The organism is Streptomyces anandii JCM 4720 (genome assembly GCF_014650655.1).
GTDB lineage: Bacteria > Actinomycetota > Actinomycetes > Streptomycetales > Streptomycetaceae > Streptomyces > Streptomyces anandii.
This window is the reverse complement of record NZ_BMVJ01000022.1, coordinates 73,746-92,549: the sequence shown is the minus strand read 5'-3', so window position 1 is coordinate 92,549 and position 18,804 is coordinate 73,746. Positions and strand designations below refer to the sequence as shown.

The following is an 18,804-nucleotide window of genomic DNA, read 5'->3' as shown; positions in this document are numbered from 1 at the left end:
GGGAGCAGACCGTGGAATATAAAGTAAGTGATCCAGGGGGTCTTGGAAGATGCTGAGAGAGGTCACCGCGACGCGCTACGTCGCCCCCCTGCGCTCCGGCGGCTCCGTCCCCGGAGTGGTCGAGGCCGACGACCTCGGGACGTACGTCGTGAAGTTCACCGGGTCCGCCCAGGGGCGCAAGGCGCTGGTGGCCGAGGTGGTCGTCGGCGAGCTGGCGCGGGCGCTCGGTCTGCGGTTTCCCGAGCTGGTGCTGGTGCACTTCGACCCGGACCTCGCCGCGCACGAGCCGCACCAGGAGGTGCGCGACCTGCTGAACGCCAGCCCGGGCGTCAACCTCGGCATGGACTATCTGCCGGGCGCGCGCGACTTCACCCCCGAGGCGGCGAAGAGCTTCCCGGTGGACCCGCTGGAGGCCGGCCGGATCGTCTGGCTGGACGCGCTGACCGCGAACGTGGACCGCACGGTCCACAGCTCCAACCTGATGATCTGGCCGACCTTCGGCACCGCGCCCCCGCACCTGTGGCTCATCGACCACGGCGCGGCCCTCGTCTTCCACCACCGCTGGGACACCTCGGCGCCCGCGAAGGCCTACGACTTCCGGCACCACGCCCTCGGCCACTACGCGCCCGACGTCCGCGCCGCCGACGCCGAGCTGGCCCCCAGGGTGACCCGGGAGCTGCTGCGGGACGTGCTCGCCGAGGTACCCGACGCCTGGCTCACCGAGGAGCCGGGCTTCGCCACCCCCGACGAGGCACGCGGCGCCTACGTCGACTACCTCGCGGCGCGGGTGACGGCCTCGGGGGAGTGGCTGCCCACCGACTTCCCGACCCGCGAGGAGCTGGCGGCGGAGGAGGCCGCCCGCGCGGCCCGCACCGAGCGGGGGCGGCCCGACTGGCTCAAACGCGTCCCCGACCTGCACGGCAGGCCCGCCGCCGAGCAGGACTGGTCGGCGCACCTGGAGTGAATCCGGCCCCCGGGGTCCAACCCTCGGGAATCGGTCCTCGGCAATCGGTCCTCGGGAATCAGCCCTCCGAATCCGCCCTCGGAATCGGCCCTCGGAATCGGCGTTCGGCGGTGGCCTCAGCCCTCGAGCCGCTCGTACGCCGGCAGGGTCAGGAAGTCGGCGTAGTCCTCGTCGAGGGAGACCGTCAGGAGCAGGTCGTGTGCCTGCTGCCAGTGGCCGGCGGCGAAGGCCTCGGCGCCGAGCTCCTCACGGATGTTCGCCAGTTCCTCGGCGGCGACCTTCCGGGCCAGCTCGGGCGTGGCCTTCTCGCCGTTCTCGAACCGCACACCCGCGTTGATCCACTGCCAGATCTGCGAGCGGGAGATCTCGGCGGTGGCCGCGTCCTCCATGAGGTTGAAGATGGCGACCGCGCCCATGCCGCGCAGCCACGCCTCGATGTAACGCAGGCCCACCTGAACGGCGTTGACCAGGCCCGCGTACGTCGGTCGGGCGTCGAGGGAGTCGACGGCGATCAGGTCGGCCGCCTCGACGTGCACGTCCTCGCGCAGGCGGTCCTTCTGGTGCGGCCTGTCGCCGAGCACCTTGTCGAAGGACTCCATGGCGATCGGCACCAGGTCGGGGTGGGCGACCCAGGAGCCGTCGAAACCGTCGGCCGCCTCGCGGTCCTTGTCGGCGCGGACCTTCTCGAAGGCGACCCGGTTGACCTCCGCGTCCCGGCGCGAGGGGATGAACGCGGCCATCCCGCCGATCGCGTGCGCGCCGCGCTTGTGGCAGGTGCGCACGAGGAGTTCGGTGTACGCCCGCATGAACGGGGCCGTCATCGTGACCGCGTTGCGGTCCGGCAGGACGAACCTGGGTCCGCCGTCACGGAAGTTCTTCACGATGGAGAACAGGTAGTCCCAGCGCCCCGCGTTCAACCCGGAGGCGTGGTCGCGCAGTTCGTAGAGGATCTCCTCCATCTCGTACGCGGCAGTGATCGTCTCGATCAGGACGGTGGCGCGGATCGTGCCCTGCGGGATGCCGACGTAGTCCTGGGCGAAGACGAAGACGTCGTTCCAGAGGCGGGCCTCCAGGTGCGACTCGGTCTTGGGCAGGTAGAAGTACGGTCCCTTTCCCATGTCGAGCAGGCGCCGGGCGTTGTGGAAGAAGTACAGGCCGAAATCGACGAGGGCGCCGGGCACCTGACGGCCGTCCGCGTCGCGCAGGTGACGTTCGTTCAGGTGCCAGCCGCGCGGCCGCGTGACCACCGTGGCGAGCTCCTCGGCCGGCCGCAGGGCGTACGTCTTCCCCGAGGCCGCGTCCGTGAAGTCGATGCTGCGGGTGTAGGCGTCGATCAGGTTGAGCTGGCCGAGGACGACGTTCTCCCAGGTCGGCGCGGAGGCGTCCTCGAAGTCGGCGAGCCAGACCTTGGCGCCCGAGTTGAGCGCGTTGATCGTCATCTTGCGGTCGGTGGGGCCGGTGATCTCGACCCGGCGGTCGTTCAGGGCGGCGGGGGCCTCGGCGACCCTCCAGGAGTCGTCCGCGCGGACGGCGGCCGTCTCCGGCAGGAAGTCGAGCGCGGAGGTGCGGGCGATCTCGGCGCGGCGCTCCGCCCGGCGGGCGAGGAGTTCGTCGCGGCGCGGCGTGAAGTGCCGGTGCAGCTCGGCCACGAAGGCGAGCGCCGCGTCGGTCAGGACCTCCGCCTGCCGGGGCAGGGGCTCGGCGTCGACGATGGCCAGCGGGGACGGCGCTGGTGCGGACATGAGCTGTCACTTCCTTCGGGGCTTCTTCAGCGAACCACGTTCCACGCCACCATGCCGTGGCACCGGATGCCAATGGGTGCGATTGGGGCGTATGGCGCCCAGGGAGCGGCCGGACGCTTCTGATCAGTGGATACTAGTTTCCTCATGGTGGAAGTTCAATGGTTTGTTGATGTCGAGAGTCTCCGTATCGAGGCAAGGGGGCGCTCGGTGCCACCCCGCTCACTCAAGGTGTCCCAGATCCGCCTCGGTGTCGATGTCGTACGCCCGAGCCACGTCCCCGCACTCGACCAGGGTGACCGCCTCCTGGTGCTGCCTCAGATAGGCGCGCGCTCCCCGGTCGCCGGTCGCGCTCGCCGCGACGCCCGCCCAGTGCGCCGCCCCGAACAGCACAGGATGGCCGCGCACACCCTCGTACGCCGCCGAGACCAGCGACGTCTCGTCCCGGAAGGCCGCGCGGACCCGGGCGGTCGCCTCCGCCCCGATGCCGGGCTGGTCGACCAGCGAGACCAGGACGGCACGGGCGCCGGTTCCGGTCAGCGAGTCCAGCCCCGCCCGCAGCGAGGAGCCCATGCCCTCCTCCCACCGCGGGTTGTCCACGAGTACGCAACCCTCCAGCCGCGCCAGCCGGCGTACGTCCGCCGCCCGCGCGCCGATCACCACGTGCACCCGGGCGCACCCGGCCGCCCGCAGGGCCGCGACCGCGTGCTCCACCAGCGGCCGGCCCCGGTGGGTGAGCAGCGCCTTGGGCCGCCCGCCGAGCCGCCGCCCGCCACCGGCGGCCAGCACCAGCCCGGCGACCTCGTCGCCCGCGCCCTGCGCGCCGCCCGCGCCGTCCGTGTCATCCATGCCGTCCAGGTCGTCCATGTGTTTCATGGCTCCTGCATACCTGACGGTCCGTCGAACACGTGGGTGAGAAGGGGCTGAATTTCGGTTCCCACGGTGGCGCGTCCCGCCCCGGTGGCGGTTTACTGACCCGGGTCCGAGGACGGCGCACGACGAAGTGCGAGGGGGAGGGCTGTGTTGCGGAGCTTGGGGCAGCGGACGGTGACCAGCAGCGGCGAGGACCCGAGAGTGGCGGAACTGCGCACCGCCGTGTCGCGGCTGCGCCGCGAACTCGCCGCCCACCCCGTGGAGTTCCCCGACCGGGCGATAGCCGAGGACGAACTCGCCGCGCTCGCCGCGATGGCCGCCCACGGCACGCCCGAGATCCCGCGCATGCGCCGCTCGCTGCTGCTGATCGCCGGGTCCATCGGCTCCGTCAGCGCCCTGGCCCGCGGACTGTGCCAAGTCCGCGCCGCGGTCGACCTGTTCGGCGAGCCGCCGGCACGCTGAGGCCCGGGAGCCGCCCACGGGCAGAGGCTGGGCCCGGCGGGTCAGGACCCGCTGCGCCGCAGCAGCCCCTGCCCGGTGGCCGCCGCCACCGCCGCCGTGCGGGAGTCCACGCCGAGCTTGGCGTAGATGTGCACCAGATGGGACTTCACCGTGGCCTGGCTGAGGAACAGCCGCTTGCTGATCTCCAGGTTCGACAGGCCGCCGCGGACCAGTTCCAGCACCTCCAGCTCGCGCCGGCTCAGCGCGGCCGCGGGAGCGCGCATGCGGTCCATCAGACGGTGGGCCACCGTGGGGGCCAGGGCCGAGCGGCCCGACGCGGCGGTGCGCACGGCGGCGGCCAGCTCCCGCGGCGGGGCGTCCTTGAGCAGATAGCCCGCCGCACCCGCCTCCACCGCCGCGAGGATGTCCGCGTCCGTGTCGTACGTGGTGAGGACCAGCACGCGCGGGGCGCCGGGCCGGGCGGCGATCGCCGCCGTCGCCTCCGCGCCGTGCGCGCCGCCCGCACCGAACTGCAGGTCCATCAGCACCACGTCGACCCCGCCCGCCGCGGCCAGCTCCACCGCGCGCTCCGCGGTCGGCGCCTCCCCGGCGATCTCGAAGTCGGGCTCGGCGGACAGCACGGCCCGCAGGCCGGCGCGGACCACGGGATGGTCGTCCGCGAGCAGCAGCCGGATCGTCATGCGCGGCCCTCCGGGTCCGGGTAGGGCAGGGTCACCGCGACCGCCGTGCCCTGGCCCGGCGCCGACTCCACGGCGAACGTCCCGCCCAGCGCCTCGGCGCGGGCCCGCATCGCGGGCAGCCCGAAACCGCCGTCCACCGGGCCGCCCGCCCCCACCCTGGCCGGTACGGCGTCGGGCACGAAGCCGAGCCCGTCGTCGACCACGTCCAGCGCCACCGAGGTGTCCATGAAACTCAGGGTGATCTCAGCGCGGCCGGCCCCGGCGTGCCGCAGGGTGTTGCCGAGGGCCGACTGGGCGATCCTGAGCAGCGCCACCTCGTACGGCGTGGGCAGCTCGGCCGGGGTGCCGCTCACCGAGAAGCGGACGGCGGGCGGTCCCGCGGCACCCGAGCAGAGCCGCTCCAGCGCGCCGGCCAGCGAGCCGTGCTCCAGGTCGGGCGGGGTCAGGGCGTGCACGAAGCGGCGCGCCTCGGCCAGGTTGTCCTGCGCGGTGGCGCGGGCCTGCTCGATGTGCCCGGCGGCAGGCGAGCCCTCGGGCAGCACCCGCTGCGCGGCCCGCAGCAGCAACTGGATGCTGGACAGGCCCTGCGCCAGCGTGTCGTGGATCTCCCGCGCCAGCCGCTCCCGTTCGGCGAGGGTGCCGGCGGTGCGCTCGGCGCCGGCCAGTTCGGCGCGGGTGGCCACCAGCTCCTCGATCAGCTCGCGGCGCCGCTCGCTCTCGCGGTACAGGGCCTCGTAGCCGAGGACCGTGGCCACCGCGACCCCCGCGCCGAGCAGCGGGCCGATGAACGCGCCCGGCGTGACCTGTCCGCCGTGGCCGACGAACCCGGCGATGGCCGCGGCGGCGGTCGCGCCGACCGCGGGCAGGCCCCAGCGCGCCGGCAGCAGGTGCAGTTGCAGGAAGTACAGCGGGAAGGCGGCCCACAGGGCGTCCGGGGAGAAGACGAGCAGCACCAGCCAGCACAGGCTCAGCGCGCCCAGCCACACCGCCGCCCTGCGCCGGGAGCGGTGCACGGCCGGGCTCAGCACGCCCCAGGCCAGCACCGCGCCGGTGACGGCGGCAGCGGCCACCGCGGCGGGGCCGTCCGCCCGGATCGCGGCGAGCGCGAGCAGGCCCGCGAACAGCGCGTACAGGCACAGGCGGAGGGTGACGACGACGGGGGAGTGCTGGCGGACGTCCATGGCCGCTCCAGCGTAAGCGCCGCCGCTCCGCCGTCGGTCAACCGAAAGTTTGATGCTCGTGCGCATCCTTCGGTGTGGGCGATCCGTGCCCCGGGGCGATGCCTCGCGGGGGCCCTCCCGCGCAGGGTTGGGGCATGTTCGTCGCATGGAGAGACCTCCGGTTCGCCAAGGGGCGGTTCGCCCTGATGGGGACCGTGGTCGTACTGATCACCCTGCTCGTGGGGCTGCTGTCCGGGCTGACCGCCGGGCTCGCGGAGCAGAACACCTCGGCGGTACGGCAGCTGCCCGCCGACCACCTGGCCTTCGCCGCGCCGCCCGCGGGCCGGTCGGTGTCCTTCGCCGACTCCTCGCTGCCGGCGTCCGCCGTGGAGGAGTGGGCACGGCGGGTGCCGTACGCCGAGCCGGTCGCGATCCGCACGGTCGACGCGGCCGCCGGGGACCGTACGGCGGCGGTGTCGCTGTTCGCCGTACGGCCCGGCGGCGGCATCGCACCCGAGGGCGTCGCGCCCGGGCGGGCGGTGCTCACGGTGAAGGCGGCCGCCGATCTGGGCGTGGCGGCCGGGGACCGGGTACGGCTCGGGTCCGCCACGTGGACCGTGGCGGCCGTCGCGGGCGGCGCCTCGTACAGCCATACGCCGGTGGTGTGGACGGCCTGGGACGGGGGCCGGGTCACCGTGATCGCGCTGCGTGCGCAAGGCGCCGACCTCGCCGCCGGGGACCGGGCCGCCGGCACGAAGACCCTCGCCAAGGACGACGCGCTCAGCGCCATAGGGTCCTACCAGGCCGAGAACGGCTCCCTGCAGCTGATGCGCGGCTTCCTCTTCGCCATCTCCGCCCTGGTCATCGGCGCGTTCTTCACCGTGTGGACGATCCAGCGGTCCCCCGACATCGCCGTCCTCAAGGCGCTGGGCGCCTCCACCCGCTACCTGCTGCGCGACGCGCTGGGACAGGCGGTGGTCCTGCTCGCCGCCGGCACACTCCTCGGCACCGCACTCGCCGGTCTGGCGGGCGCGCTCGTACGGGGCGGTTCGGTGCCCTTCGTGCTGGACCCGGCGACCGTCCTGGTGCCCGCCGGGGTGACCATCGCGCTCGGTGCGCTGGGCGCCGGCCTGTCCGTGCGGCGGATCACCGCCGTCGACCCGCTGACCGCGCTGGGAGGCGTGCGATGAGCCTGATCCTCGACGACGTCACGCTGACCTACCCCGACGGGGACGGCCGGCTCACGGCCCTGGACCGGGTACGCCTCGAGGTGCCCTCCGGGACCCTCACGGCGGTCGTCGGGCCGTCCGGTTCGGGCAAGTCCAGCCTGCTCGCGGTGGCCGCCACGCTGATCCGGCCGGACAGCGGGCGGGTGTGCGTGGCCGGGACGCCGACCGGGGAGCTGAGCGCGGCCGAGCGCGCCGTGCTGCGCAGGCGGAACATCGGCATCGTCTTCCAGCAGCCGAACCTGCTGCCGTCGCTGACGGCGGCCGAGCAGCTGGAGGTGATGGCCCGCCTGGACGGACGCCGGGCGGCGGCCGGGCGGGCCCGGGAACTGCTGGCCGCGGTCGGCCTCGCCGACCAGGCGCACCGGCGCCCGCACCAGCTCTCCGGCGGCCAGCGCCAGCGGGTCAACATCGCGCGGGCACTGATGAACGAGCCGTCCGTCCTCCTCGTCGACGAGCCCACCAGCGCCCTCGACCACGAGCGCGGCGCGGCCGTCCTGGACCTGCTCACCCACCTCACGCACGACCGTGCCACCGCGACCGTCCTGGTCACCCATGACCGGGCTCATCTGGAGGCGGCGGACGCCGTGCACGAGATGCGGGACGGGCGGCTCACGGTGCTCACCGTGTGATGCCGGGGCCGGTGGGCGTGATCAGGCACCGGTGGGCTTGGTCAGGCGCCGGCGGGCGGTGGCCGGTGGACCGGATGGCCGGTTCAGGCCGCCGGGCTCGTGCCGGACAGGGCCTCGGAGAGGTCCACGGCCACCTGCTGCAGCACCGGGACGATCCGCTCGGTCGCCGCCTCCGTGACCCGCCCGGCCGGGCCGGAGATGGAGATGGCGGCGGCGGTGGGGGAGTCGGGGACGGTGACCGCGAGGCAGCGCACCCCTATCTCCTGCTCGTTGTCGTCCATGGCGTAGCCGAGCCGGCGCACGTCCTCCAGGGCGGCCAGGAAGCCCTCCGGAGTGGTGATGGTCCTGTCGGTGGCGGCGGGCATGCCGGTACGGGCCAGCAGGGCGCGCACCTCGTGGTCCGGGGTGTGCGCGAGCAGCGCCTTGCCCACACCCGTGGAGTGCGGCAGCACGCGCCGGCCGACCTCGGTGAACATCCGCATGGAGTGCTTGGACGGCACCTGCGCCACGTACACGACTTCGTCGCCGTCGAGCAGGGCCATGTTCGCCGTCTCGCCGGTCTCCTCCACCAGGCGGGCGAGGTAGGGGCGGGCCCAGGTGCCCAGCAGCCGGGAGGCGGATTCGCCGAGGCGGATCAGACGGGGGCCGAGGGCGTACCGCCGGTTGGGCTGCTGGCGTACGTATCCGCAGGCCACGAGGGTGCGCATCAGGCGGTGGATGGTCGGCAGCGGCAGCCCGCCGGCCGCCGACAACTCGCTGAGGCCGACCTCGCCGCCCGCGTCCGCCATCCGCTCGAGCAGATCGAAGGCGCGCTCGAGGGACTGGACCCCGCCGCCGGAGGACTTGGCGGAGTCGGTGGTGCTGGCGCTGGACGTCGGCACGGCGCGTTCCTTTCGGGACTGGCGGGCGGGGCCAAAGCCTATCGGGGAGCCGGTTGACCGCCCGCCTGTGCGGAACTACGTTCTGATAGTTGGAATATTAATTCCGCTTTGCGGAAACGTCTAGACCGTGCGCGCGGGGCCACCGGGCAGCAGTGTGCCTCTTGACGGGGTGCGGGCGGGAGTGAAGACTCGTTCAACAGAATGTTGAAGTAGTTGAGCCGAGGTCCGAGAGGGGTCCGGGTGTCCGACGCTGAGCTGGTGCTGCGCTCGACCCGCGTGGTCACGCCCGAGGGGACGCGTCCCGCGTCGGTCGTGGTCGCGGGCGGCACGATCACGGCCGTACTCCCGCACGACGCCGAGGCGCCCCCCGGCGCCCGCCCGGAGGACCTCGGCGACGACGTGCTGCTGCCCGGCCTCGTCGACACCCACGTGCACGTCAACGACCCGGGCCGCACCGAGTGGGAGGGCTTCTGGACCGCCACCCGCGCGGCGGCGGCCGGCGGCATCACCACCCTCGTCGACATGCCGCTCAACTCCCTGCCCCCCACCACGACCGTCGACAACCTGCGCACCAAGCAGGACGTGGCCCGCGACAAGGCCCACGTCGACGTCGGCTTCTGGGGCGGCGCCCTGCCCGGCAACGTCAAGGACCTGCGCCCGCTGCACGAGGCCGGCGTCCTCGGCTTCAAGGCCTTCCTGTCGCCCTCGGGCGTGGAGGAGTTCCCGCATCTCACCCAGGAGGAGCTGGCCCGCTCGCTCGCGGAGATCGCCTCCTTCGACGGTCTGCTCGTCGTGCACGCCGAGGACCCCCGCCACCTGGCCGCCGCCCCGCAGCAGGGCGGCCCGAAGTACGCCGACTTCCTCGCCTCCCGGCCGCACCACGCCGAGGACACCGCCATCGCCGCCCTGATCGACCGGGCCAGGCGCCTCGACGCGCGCGTGCACGTCCTCCACCTGTCCTCCGGCGACGCGCTGCCGCTCATCGCGGCCGCCAGGGCGGACGGAGTGCGGATCACCGTGGAGACCTGCCCGCACTACCTGACCCTGACCGCCGAGGAAGTCCCGGACGGCGCCAGCGAGTTCAAGTGCTGCCCGCCGATCCGCGAGGCCGCCAACCAGGACCTGCTCTGGCAGGCGCTGGCCGACGGCACCATCGACTGCGTGGTCACCGACCACTCGCCCTCCACCGCCGACCTCAAGACGGACGACTTCGCCACCGCCTGGGGCGGCATCTCCGGCCTCCAGCTGAGCCTGTCCGCCGTGTGGACCGAGGCACGGCGGCGCGGCCACGGCCTCGACGACGTGGTCCGCTGGATGTCCGCGCACACGGCACGCCTGGCCGGCCTCGACGCGCGCAAGGGCGCCATCGCGCCGGGCCGCGACGCCGACTTCGCCGTCCTCGCGCCCGAGGAGACCTTCACCGTCGACCCAGCCGCCCTCCACCACCGCAACCGCGTCACCGCCTACGCCGGCCGGACCCTGCACGGCGTGGTGAGGTCCACCTGGCTGCGCGGCGAACGCATCGTCGCGGACGGCGAGTTCACCGCACCGAGGGGACGCCTGCTCACCCGCACCCCCTGACACCGACTCCCGAAAGGCAGGACCAGACCACCGTGACGGCGATCGAGAGCTTCACCGGCGACGCGCGCCCCTACAGCGGCGGCGACCCGTACGCGGACTACCGCACCGCCGACTTCCCGTTCACCCACCTCGCCGACCTCGCCGACCGCCGGCTCGGCGCCGGTGTCATCGCCGCCAACGACGAGTTCTTCGCCATGCGCGAGAACCTGCTGCTGCCGGGCCGCGCCGAGTTCGACCCCGAGCACTTCGGGCACAAGGGCAAGATCATGGACGGCTGGGAGACCCGGCGCCGGCGCGGCACCTCGGCCGCGCACCCCTGGCCCGCCGAGGACGACCACGACTGGGCGCTGATCCGGCTCGGCGCACCGGGCGTCGTACGCGGCATCATCGTGGACACCGCGCACTTCCGCGGCAACTACCCGCAGGCGGTGTCCGTCGAGGGGACCTCGGTGCCGGGCTCCCCGTCCCCCGAGGAACTGCTTGCGGACGACGTGAAGTGGACGACGCTGGTCCCGCGCACCCCGGTCGGCGGCCACGCGGCCAACGGCTTCGCGGTGGACGTGCCGCGCCGCCTCACCCACCTGCGCCTCAGCCAGCACCCCGACGGCGGCATCGCGCGCCTGCGCGTGCACGGCGAAGTCGTGCCCGACCCCGGATGGCTGTCGGCGCTCGGCACCTTCGACGTGGTCGCCCTGGAGAACGGCGGCCTGGTCGAGGACGCCTCCGACCGCTTCTACTCGCCCGCGACCAACACCATCCAGCCGGGCCGCTCCCGCAAGATGGACGACGGCTGGGAGACCCGGCGCCGCCGCGACCACGGCCACGACTGGATCCGCTACCGGCTGGCGGCCCGCTCCGAGATCCGCGCCCTGGAGATCGACACCGCGTACCTCAAGGGCAACAGCGCGGGCTGGGCCTCGGTCTCGGTACGCGACGGCGAGGGCGACGGGGCCGACGGCGGCGAGTGGACCGAGCTCATCCCGCGCACCCGCCTCCAGCCCGACACCAACCACCGCTTCGTGCTCCCCGCGCCGGTCACCGGCACGCACGCGCGCGTGGACATCTTCCCCGACGGCGGCATCTCCCGGCTGCGCCTGTTCGGCTCCCTGACGGAGGACGGCGCGGCCCGCCTCACGGCCCGGCACCGGGAACTGGGCGGCTGATCAGGGGGGAACTCTCCGGTCCGCCCCCGCGTTCTCTCCCCTGTGACCCTTCAGCAAGAAATCGTCGGCAACGCCACGCAGATGGCGGTCGTCAACCTGCGCCCCGGCCAGACCGTGTACTGCGAGGCCGGGAAGTTCCTGTTCAAGACGACCAACGTGACCATGGAGACCCGCCTGTCCGGCCCGTCCGGCAACGGCAACGGCAACGGCTCGGGCCAGGGCGGCGGCGGGGGCGGCGGCATGGGCGGCCTGCTGCGCCAGGCCATGGGCACCGCGATGCAGGTCGGCCAGCGGGTCCTGGCGGGCGAGTCGCTGGCGTTCCAGTACTTCACGTCCCAGGGGGGCGAGGGCACGGTCGGCTTCGCGGGCGTGCTGCCCGGCGAGATGCGCGCGCTGGAACTGGACGGCACGCGCGCGTGGTTCGCGGAGAAGGACGCCTTCGTGGCCGCCGAGTCCACCGTCGACTTCGGCATCGCCTTCGCCGGCGGGCGCACCGGTATGAGCGGCGGCGAGGGCTTCATCCTGGAGAAGTTCACCGGGCACGGCACGGTGATCATCGCCGGCGCGGGCAACTTCATCGACCTCAACCCTGCCGACTTCGGCGGCCGCATCGAGGTCGACACCGGCTGCGTGGTCGCCTTCGAGGAGGGCATCCAGTACGGCGTCCAGCGCATCGGCGGCCTGAACCGCCAGGGCCTGATGAACGCGGTCTTCGGAGGCGAGGGCCTGTCCCTGGCCACCCTGGAGGGCAACGGCCGGGTCATCCTGCAGTCCCTCACCATAGAGAGCCTCGCCAACGCCCTGAAGAAGGCCCAGGGCGGCGACAAGCAGGGGCCGACCGGCGGCCTGTTCTCCACCCACGCGGGATGAGCCCTCCGGCCGGGCGATGAGTTGCGGGGGCCGGCGGGGTCTGAGGTGATGACAGCGGACCCGGCCCGCGAAAGAAGGCATCCGACATGGGCAAGCTCGTCTCCACCATCTTCGTCACCCTCGACGGCGTCTACCAGGCGCCCGGCGGCCCCCAGGAGGACACCACCGGCGGCTTCGCCCACGGCGGCTGGAGCTTCCACTACGGCGACGACGACTTCGGCCGCTTCGTCACCGAGGTCTTCGACCGCGCGGGCGCCTTCCTGCTCGGCCGCCGCACGTACGAGATCTTCTCCTCCTACTGGCCGAGGATGACCGACCCCGAGGACCCGATCGCCTCCCGGCTGAACGGCCTGCCGAAGTACGTCGTCTCCTCCACCCTCGACAGCCCCGAGTGGTCCGGCACGACCGTGGTCGGCGGCGACCTCGCCAAGGAGGTCGCCGCGCTCAAGGAGCGCACGGACGGCGAGCTCCAGATCCACGGCAGCGGCGCCCTGGTGCGCTCCCTGGTCGACCTCGGTCTGGTCGACACCCTGCACCTGCTGACGTTCCCGGTCGTACTGGGCACCGGACGACGCCTGTTCGTGGAGGGCGCCGTCCCCACCGCCTTCCGCCACACCGGCGGCCGTATCACCTCGGCAGGCGTCTCCATCCAGTCCTACGACACCGCCGGCCGCCCGGAGTACGGCTCCTACGAACTGCCCGAGGACGCGTAGGGGCGCCGAAGGTCGACGTCGCCGCTACTTTGGTAGCCGATCCGTTCCGCGGGGCGGCCAAGTGCGCGCCGGCTGCGTACATTGCCGGTCGTGAGCAGTGAGGGAACGACGCTGGACACGCCCGTTTTCACCGGGCGGCGCTGGTGGCTGCCGTCCGCGGTGGCCGACGAACTCGACCCCGGCGGCGCAAGGCGGCCGGGCCGCCCGCGGCGCACCGCGCGCGACTGGCTGGTCGACGTCTCCTGCTTCCTGCTGGCCGTCGGAATCGGCCTGGCCGCCGCGGACTCCGTGCGCCACGAGCCGCACACGCCCCACTCCCTCGTCGTCGCCGACCAGTTGCTCGGCCTGCCCGCCTGTGCCGCGGTCTGGCTGCGCCGCCGCCATCCCCTCGCCCTGGCCGTCGCCATGGTCCCGGTCGGCTTCGTCTCCAACACCGCGGGCGGCGCCGGCGTCGTCGCCCTGTTCACGCTCGCCGTGCACCGCCCCTTCCGGTACGTGGCCTGGGTCGGCGGCGCCACCCTCGCGCTGGTCCCGGTGTCGTCCTGGCTGCGCCCCGATCCCGACCTGCCGTACGCCGGGGTGGTCGCCTTCTCCATCGTGTTCCTCCTGTCGGTCGTCGGCTGGGGCATGTTCGTACGGTCCAAACGGCAGCTGATGCTGAGCCTGCGGGACCGTGCGCGGCGCGCGGAGACCGAGGCGCGGCTGCGCGCCGAGCAGGCGCAACGGCTGGCCCGGGAGGCCATCGCGCGGGAGATGCACGACGTCCTCGCGCACCGGCTGACGCTGCTGAGCGTGCACGCCGGCGCACTGGAGTTCCGTCCGGACGCCCCCCGCGAGGAGGTCGCGCGGGCTGCCGGGGTCATCCGGGAGAGCGCGCACGAAGCCCTTCAAGATCTGCGCGAGATCATCGGCGTACTGCGCGCGGGCGACGCCGACGACGCGGGCCGGCCCCAGCCGACGCTGGGTGCGCTGGACGCCCTGGTCGCCGAGTCCCGCGAGGCCGGGATGAAGGTCCTGTTGACCGGGCAGGTCAGCGATCCCGCCGACGTTCCGGCCGTCGTCGGCCGCACCGCGTACCGCATCGCCCAGGAGGGCCTGACCAACGCCCGCAAGCACGCCCCCGGCACGGAGGTCACCGTGTCCGTCACCGGAGGCCCCGGTCAGGGGCTGGCCGTCCGCGTGCACAACCCGGCCCCCGAGGGCGAGGTCCCGCACGTGCCCGGCTCCGGCCAGGGTCTGATCGGCCTCACCGAACGCGCCACCCTGGCCGGCGGCACCCTGCGCCACGGCCCCACGCCGGAGGGCGGCTTCACGGTGGAGGCCCGGCTTCCCTGGGGGCGGGGCAGCGGCGGGCCCGGGTAACGGCGGGACGGGGCAGCGGCGGGGTGTGGCCCAGGGGAGCGCGGCGGCGGGTGCCCTGCGCGGTAGCCCCGCGCGGTCAGCCGCCGCGGGTCACGGCGGCTCCTTGTCGGCCACGCCTCCGGGCAGCGGGTGACGCTGGGCGCGATGCCGTGGGTGTGCCGACGCGACCCGCGCCTCGGCGACGGGTGGGACATGGACCGGCTCAGGGGCGGAGAACCACGCGCGTGCCGTGCAGTTCGCCCGCTTCCATACGGCGGTGGGTGTCCGCCATGGCGCTGAGCGGGTGGTGCTCCACCGCGCGGGGGCGCAGACCGCCTGCCGCCAGAAGCTCGTTGACGGCTGCCGCCGCCTGGGCCAGTTCGGCGACCGTGGCGTGGGAGATGGCGAAGCCGCGCACGGAGCCGTCCTTCATGTAGAGCGGACCGACCGGCAGCGTCGGCTCGTCCCGGGCGCCCGACATGACGACGATCCGGCCCCGGTGAGCGAGGAGGGCGACGGCCGCCCGCAGGTCGTTGTGGCCGGAGGTGTCCACGTGGACGTCGACCCCCTCGGGCGCGAGTGCCGCGAGGCGCTCGGCGAGGTCGGGGGCGCGGTAGTCCACCACCTCCGCCGCGCCCAGCGAGCGTACGTGCGCATGGTCGCGCGGCGCGGCCGTGGCGAGCACCCGCGCGCCCGCGCGCACCGCGAACTCCACCAGCGCGCTGCCCACGTTCCCGCCCGCGCCGCCGACCAGGACCGTCCCGCCGGTGCCCAGGCCGCCGTGCGTGAAGAGAGCCAGGTGGGCGGTCGCGGCCGGGTGGAACACCGCCACCGCCTCCTCCGGGCGCACGCCCGGCGGCAGCCGGTAGAGGCGGTCGGCCGGCACCACCGCCTGCTCGGCGGCGGCTCCCTGCCTGCCGTCGTGGCCGAGGCTGTCGCACCACACCGTCTCGCCCGCCGAGAAGCCCGACCCTGCGCCCGGCCCGGTGGCGGCCACCGTGCCCACCAGGTCCCGTCCCAGGACGAAGGGGAAGGGCGGCAGCGCGGTGCGGAACAGTCCGGAGCGGACGAACGCGTCCACCGGGTTCACGGTGGTCGCCAGTACGTCCACCAGCACCTCGCCGTGCCCCGGCTCGGGCGGCGGCAGCTCACCGAAGCGCACGAGGTCGGGCGGGCCCAGCTGTTCGATGTACGCGGCACGCATGGATGCCGATTCTCCCACCGGGTGCCTGGCGGTGCCTCCCGGCCGGGCATCGTGTCTCCCGCGCGGGGGACATGACGCCTCCCGCGCGGGGCAGTTGATGCCTCCCGCGCGGGGTCACGACGGCTCCCGCGCGGGAGGGCCGGCGGCGAGCCGGTGTGTCCCGGGCGCGGGCGGTTTGGTTGGGTGGGGCGCATGACCCCGATCCGACTGCTGCTCGTCGACGACGACCCGCTGGTGAGAGCCGGTCTTTCCCTGATGATGGGCGGCGCCGACGACATCGAGGTCGTCGGTGAGGCGGCCGACGGCACGGAGGTGGAGGACCTGGTCGACCGCACCCTGCCGGACGTCGTCCTGATGGACGTACGGATGCCGGGCATGGACGGTCTCACGGCGACCGAGCGGCTGCGCGGGCGCGCGCATGCGCCTCAGGTCGTGCTGCTCACCACCTTCCACGCCGACGAACAGGTGCTGCGGGCCCTGCGCGCGGGCGCCTCGGGGTTCGTCCTCAAGGAGACCCCGCCGGCCGAGATCGTCGACGCGGTACGCCGGGTCGCCGCGGGCGATCCCGTGCTGTCGCCCGCCGTGACCCGCCGGCTCATCAGGCACGCGACCGGGGCCGGCGCGGCGGCCGGAGCAGGACCCGGTGACCGCCGCGCACGCGCGCGTGAACGCGTCGCCGCCCTCAACGGGCGCGAGCGCGAGGTCGCCCTGCGGATCGGCCGCGGCCTGGCCAACGCGCAGATAGCCGCGGAACTCTTCATGAGCGTGGCCACCGTCAAGGCCCATGTCTCGCGCGTCCTGACGAAACTCGCCCTGAACAACCGGGTGCAGATCGCACTCCTCGTGCACGACGCCGGACTTCTCGAGGACGACGTGCCGTAGGGGCACTTCCGGGGCGGGCCGGACGTTGTCGGTCACGGGGCGCACGCCGCGCTCCGGGAGGGGGAACACGATGGCGGACTTGATCGACCTGGCGGAGTACGGGGAAGGCTTCCGCGCCGACCCGCACCCCGTCTACGCGGAGCTGCGCGAACTGGGCCCGGTGCACCGGGTGCGCCTGCCGGGCACGGAGCCGTGGGAGACCTGGCTCGTCGTCGGGTACGAGGAGGCGCGCGCCGCCCTCGCCGACCCGCGGCTGGCCAAGGACGTGAGCCGGATCCAGGGGCCGCCCCTGGAGGAGCAGATCCTCGGCAAGAACATGCTGAACGCCGACCCGCCGCAGCACACGCGGCTGCGCTCGCTGGTCACCCGCGCGTTCACCGCGCGCCGGGTCGAGGCGCTGCGGCCACGCGTGCGGGAGATCACCGACGGGCTGCTGGACGCGATGCTTCCGCACGGGAGCGCGGACCTGGTGGAGGCGCTGGCGTATCCCCTGCCCATCACGGTCATCTGCGAGCTGCTCGGCGTGCCCGAGATGGACCGGGCCGCGTTCCGTGAGATGTCCAACGAGGTGGTGGCGCCCACGAGCGAGGAGGCGTACGCCCTCGCCATGCACGGCCTGGGCGCCTACCTCACCGATCTGATCGAGGACAAACGCTGCGCCGGGCCGGCCGACGACCTGCTCAGCGCGCTGATACGCACCACCGCCGAGGACGGAGACCGGCTCTCGGCCTCCGAACTGCTGGGCATGGCCTTCCTGTTGCTGATAGCGGGCCACGAGACCACGGTCAACCTCATCGCGAACGGTGTGCGGGTCCTGCTCACGCACCCGGACCAACTCGCTGCGGTCCGCGCCGACTTGAGCCTCGTCGACGGCCTGGTCGAGGAGACGCTGCGGTACGAGGGGCCGGTGGAGACCGCCACGTTCCGCTACGCGGCGGAGTCCCTGGAGATCGCCGGCACGGTCATCGCCGCGGGGGAGCCGGTGCTGATCGGCCTCAGCGCGGCCGGCCGCGACCCCGGTCGCTTCGCGTCACCGGACAGCTTCGACATACGCCGCGACACCCGCGGCCACCTCGCCTTCGGCCACGGCATCCACTACTGCGTCGGCGCCCCGCTCGCCCGCCTCGAGGCACGCGTCGCCCTGCGCGGCCTCCTGGAGCGGGCCCCCGCCCTGACCCTCGACGGCCCACCCGGAGACTGGCTCCCCGGCATGCTGATCCACGGCACCCGAACCCTCCGGGTCCGCTGGTGACGAACCCGGACCCGGGCCCGGGGCACCCACCACCGCGGAAGCGGGCGGCCGGGGCGGGATCCCGGGCGCGCCCCGGCCCCCGAGTCACCGGGGCGCGAGCCCCGGTGCGTCCGGGATTTCGGTCAGGGAGACCGGGCGGTGGTCGTGGCGGGAGCGTTCGCAGGCCTCGGCGATGCGCAGGGCCTGCAACGCCTCGCGCCCGTCGCACGGGTTGGCGCGCTCGCCCAGGACGACCTCGACGAAGGCGCACAGCTCCGCCTCGTAGGCAGGCCCGAAGCGTTCCAGGAACCCGGCCCACGGCTTGTCCGCGGCGGGCGGCCCGGTCGGCTCGGTGGACGCGATCGGGGTGCGGTCGTCGAGGCCGACCACGATCTGGTCCCGCTCCCCGGCCAGCTCCATGCGCACGTCGTACCCCGCGCCGTTCAGCCGGGTCGCCGTCGCCGTGGCGAGCGTGCCGTCGTCGAGGGTGAGCACCGCCGCGCCCGTGTCCACGTCACCCGCCTCGCGGAACATCGCGGGCCCCGCGTCGGACCCGGCCGCGTACACGTCGACGACCTCACGGCCCGTCACCCAGCGCAGTACGTCGAAGTCGTGGATCAGCGTGTCCCGGAACAGCCCGCCGGACAGCGGCAGCCACGCGGGCGGCGGCGCGGCCTGGTCGGAGGTGAGCGCGCGCACCGTGTGCAGCCGGCCGAGCCGCCCCGAGCGTACGGCCTCCCGCGCGCCGGCGTACCCCGTGTCGAAGCGCCGCTGGAACCCCATCTGCAGGATCGTTCCCGCCGCGTCCACCTCGGCCAGCGCCTGCAAGGTGCCCGGCAGATCCAGCGCGATGGGCTTCTCGCAGAAGACCGGGAGCCCCGAGCGTGCTGCCCGACCGATCAGTTCGGCGTGGGCCGACGTCGCCGTGGTGATCACCACCGCGTCCACGCCCCACTTGAAGATCTCGTCCACTCCCGGGGCGGCCGTCTCGCCCAGCCGGTGCGCGAGATCCTGGGCCCGCGCCGGATCGACGTCCGTGAGGATCAGCGACCCGACCTCACGATGGCGGCTGAGCGTGTTCGCATGGATGGTGCCGATGCGGCCCGTACCGATGACCCCGATGCGCATGGGAACAAGGTGAGGGCCGACCCCGGACCCTGTCAATCCGTATGTCCGGACAATCGGACTACACAACTTCCCGT

Annotated in this window: 18 protein-coding genes; 11 read left to right on the top strand and 7 right to left on the bottom strand. The window is 73.8% G+C overall.

What is annotated here, in order from left to right; genetic code table 11:
- The first annotated feature begins 49 nt into the window (after nucleotides 1-49).
- The gene (locus IE249_RS29675) at nucleotides 50-964 is read left to right on the top strand and encodes a HipA family kinase (protein WP_189709683.1); all 915 of its coding nucleotides are present in this window, start codon (nucleotides 50-52) and stop codon (nucleotides 962-964) included.
- A gap of 116 nt (nucleotides 965-1,080) precedes the next feature.
- Here the strand turns inward: IE249_RS29675 and aceB are convergent, their stop codons facing one another.
- Entirely contained in the window at nucleotides 1,081-2,706 is a 1,626-nt protein-coding gene (aceB, locus tag IE249_RS29670; protein WP_189709681.1) for a malate synthase A, read from the bottom strand.
- 219 nt (nucleotides 2,707-2,925) lie between these two features.
- Entirely contained in the window at nucleotides 2,926-3,552 is a 627-nt protein-coding gene (locus IE249_RS29665; RefSeq protein ID WP_189709748.1) for a nucleotidyltransferase family protein, read from the bottom strand.
- Nucleotides 3,553-3,723: 171 nt separating this feature from the next.
- Between IE249_RS29665 and IE249_RS29660 the strand changes: the two genes are divergently transcribed.
- Complete coding sequence (locus IE249_RS29660; protein WP_189709679.1) at nucleotides 3,724-4,038, top strand: DUF5955 family protein; 315 nt, start codon at nucleotides 3,724-3,726, stop codon at nucleotides 4,036-4,038.
- A gap of 41 nt (nucleotides 4,039-4,079) precedes the next feature.
- On the opposite strand, the gene IE249_RS29655 is transcribed toward IE249_RS29660, so the two are convergent.
- Together IE249_RS29655 and IE249_RS29650 are read right to left on the bottom strand one after the other, a co-directional pair.
- The gene (locus IE249_RS29655; protein WP_189709677.1) at nucleotides 4,080-4,718 is read right to left on the bottom strand and encodes a response regulator; all 639 of its coding nucleotides are present in this window, start codon (nucleotides 4,716-4,718) and stop codon (nucleotides 4,080-4,082) included.
- Nucleotides 4,715-5,899 (bottom strand): sensor histidine kinase, encoded by a 1,185-nt coding sequence (locus tag IE249_RS29650; protein ID WP_189709675.1) that lies wholly within the window; start codon nucleotides 5,897-5,899, stop codon nucleotides 4,715-4,717. Before IE249_RS29650 ends, IE249_RS29655 begins: the two co-directional genes overlap by 4 nt.
- A gap of 134 nt (nucleotides 5,900-6,033) precedes the next feature.
- On the opposite strand from IE249_RS29650, the gene IE249_RS29645 reads away from it, so the two are divergent.
- Nucleotides 6,034-7,068 carry an ABC transporter permease gene (locus IE249_RS29645; RefSeq protein ID WP_189709673.1) on the top strand — a complete coding sequence of 345 codons (1,035 nt, stop codon included), beginning with the start codon at nucleotides 6,034-6,036 and terminating at the stop codon, nucleotides 7,066-7,068.
- Nucleotides 7,065-7,736 carry an ABC transporter ATP-binding protein gene (locus IE249_RS29640; RefSeq protein ID WP_189709671.1) on the top strand — a complete coding sequence of 224 codons (672 nt, stop codon included), beginning with the start codon at nucleotides 7,065-7,067 and terminating at the stop codon, nucleotides 7,734-7,736. The genes IE249_RS29645 and IE249_RS29640 overlap by 4 nt, the downstream gene beginning before the upstream one ends.
- 83 nt (nucleotides 7,737-7,819) lie before the next feature.
- Here the strand turns inward: IE249_RS29640 and IE249_RS29635 are convergent, their stop codons facing one another.
- A complete protein-coding gene (locus IE249_RS29635; protein WP_189709669.1) occupies nucleotides 7,820-8,617 on the bottom strand; it encodes an IclR family transcriptional regulator in 798 nt (265 codons plus the stop codon).
- A gap of 240 nt (nucleotides 8,618-8,857) precedes the next feature.
- Here IE249_RS29635 and allB point away from each other — a divergent pair, with 240 nt between their 5' ends.
- The 5 genes from allB (at nucleotide 8,858) to IE249_RS29610 (ending at nucleotide 14,306) form a co-directional block, all read left to right on the top strand.
- A complete protein-coding gene (gene allB, locus IE249_RS29630) occupies nucleotides 8,858-10,198 on the top strand; it encodes an allantoinase AllB (RefSeq protein ID WP_189709667.1) in 1,341 nt (446 codons plus the stop codon).
- A gap of 32 nt (nucleotides 10,199-10,230) precedes the next feature.
- On the top strand, nucleotides 10,231-11,361 hold the full coding sequence (gene alc / locus IE249_RS29625) for an allantoicase (RefSeq protein ID WP_189709665.1): 1,131 nt from the start codon (nucleotides 10,231-10,233) through the stop codon (nucleotides 11,359-11,361).
- A 42-nt stretch (nucleotides 11,362-11,403) separates the two neighbouring features.
- On the top strand, nucleotides 11,404-12,231 hold the full coding sequence (locus tag IE249_RS29620) for an AIM24 family protein (protein WP_189709663.1): 828 nt from the start codon (nucleotides 11,404-11,406) through the stop codon (nucleotides 12,229-12,231).
- A gap of 86 nt (nucleotides 12,232-12,317) precedes the next feature.
- A complete protein-coding gene (locus IE249_RS29615) occupies nucleotides 12,318-12,944 on the top strand; it encodes a dihydrofolate reductase family protein (RefSeq protein ID WP_189709661.1) in 627 nt (208 codons plus the stop codon).
- An 81-nt stretch (nucleotides 12,945-13,025) separates the two neighbouring features.
- Nucleotides 13,026-14,306 carry a histidine kinase gene (locus IE249_RS29610; protein ID WP_189709659.1) on the top strand — a complete coding sequence of 427 codons (1,281 nt, stop codon included), beginning with the start codon at nucleotides 13,026-13,028 and terminating at the stop codon, nucleotides 14,304-14,306.
- A gap of 202 nt (nucleotides 14,307-14,508) precedes the next feature.
- On the opposite strand, the gene IE249_RS29605 is transcribed toward IE249_RS29610, so the two are convergent.
- Nucleotides 14,509-15,489 carry an NADPH:quinone reductase gene (locus IE249_RS29605; protein ID WP_189709657.1) on the bottom strand — a complete coding sequence of 327 codons (981 nt, stop codon included), beginning with the start codon at nucleotides 15,487-15,489 and terminating at the stop codon, nucleotides 14,509-14,511.
- Nucleotides 15,490-15,681: 192 nt separating this feature from the next.
- On the opposite strand from IE249_RS29605, the gene IE249_RS29600 reads away from it, so the two are divergent.
- Both IE249_RS29600 and IE249_RS29595 read left to right on the top strand, forming a co-directional pair.
- Nucleotides 15,682-16,371 carry a response regulator transcription factor gene (locus IE249_RS29600; RefSeq protein WP_189709655.1) on the top strand — a complete coding sequence of 230 codons (690 nt, stop codon included), beginning with the start codon at nucleotides 15,682-15,684 and terminating at the stop codon, nucleotides 16,369-16,371.
- Between the two features lie 70 nt (nucleotides 16,372-16,441).
- Nucleotides 16,442-17,623 carry a cytochrome P450 family protein gene (locus tag IE249_RS29595; RefSeq protein WP_189709653.1) on the top strand — a complete coding sequence of 394 codons (1,182 nt, stop codon included), beginning with the start codon at nucleotides 16,442-16,444 and terminating at the stop codon, nucleotides 17,621-17,623.
- An 84-nt stretch (nucleotides 17,624-17,707) separates the two neighbouring features.
- On the opposite strand, the gene IE249_RS29590 is transcribed toward IE249_RS29595, so the two are convergent.
- A complete protein-coding gene (locus IE249_RS29590; RefSeq protein ID WP_189709651.1) occupies nucleotides 17,708-18,730 on the bottom strand; it encodes a Gfo/Idh/MocA family protein in 1,023 nt (340 codons plus the stop codon).
- Nucleotides 18,731-18,804 lie beyond the last annotated feature (74 nt).

Bases quoted from the DNA above. Each gene is read 5' to 3' on its own strand.
- IE249_RS29615 (WP_189709661.1), top strand. From the start codon at position 12,318: ATGGGCAAGCTCGTCTCCACCATCTTCGTCACCCTCGACGGCGTCTAC.
- IE249_RS29645 (WP_189709673.1), top strand. From the start codon at position 6,034: ATGTTCGTCGCATGGAGAGACCTCCGGTTCGCCAAGGGGCGGTTCGCC.
- IE249_RS29590 (WP_189709651.1), bottom strand. From the start codon at position 18,730: ATGCGCATCGGGGTCATCGGTACGGGCCGCATCGGCACCATCCATGCG.
- aceB (WP_189709681.1), bottom strand. From the start codon at position 2,706: ATGTCCGCACCAGCGCCGTCCCCGCTGGCCATCGTCGACGCCGAGCCC.
- IE249_RS29605 (WP_189709657.1), bottom strand. From the start codon at position 15,489: ATGCGTGCCGCGTACATCGAACAGCTGGGCCCGCCCGACCTCGTGCGC.
- IE249_RS29655 (WP_189709677.1), bottom strand. From the start codon at position 4,718: ATGACGATCCGGCTGCTGCTCGCGGACGACCATCCCGTGGTCCGCGCC.
- IE249_RS29595 (WP_189709653.1), top strand. From the start codon at position 16,442: ATGGCGGACTTGATCGACCTGGCGGAGTACGGGGAAGGCTTCCGCGCC.
- IE249_RS29665 (WP_189709748.1), bottom strand. From the start codon at position 3,552: ATGGATGACACGGACGGCGCGGGCGGCGCGCAGGGCGCGGGCGACGAG.
- IE249_RS29675 (WP_189709683.1), top strand. From the start codon at position 50: ATGCTGAGAGAGGTCACCGCGACGCGCTACGTCGCCCCCCTGCGCTCC.
- IE249_RS29640 (WP_189709671.1), top strand. From the start codon at position 7,065: ATGAGCCTGATCCTCGACGACGTCACGCTGACCTACCCCGACGGGGAC.
- IE249_RS29650 (WP_189709675.1), bottom strand. From the start codon at position 5,899: ATGGACGTCCGCCAGCACTCCCCCGTCGTCGTCACCCTCCGCCTGTGC.
- IE249_RS29600 (WP_189709655.1), top strand. From the start codon at position 15,682: ATGACCCCGATCCGACTGCTGCTCGTCGACGACGACCCGCTGGTGAGA.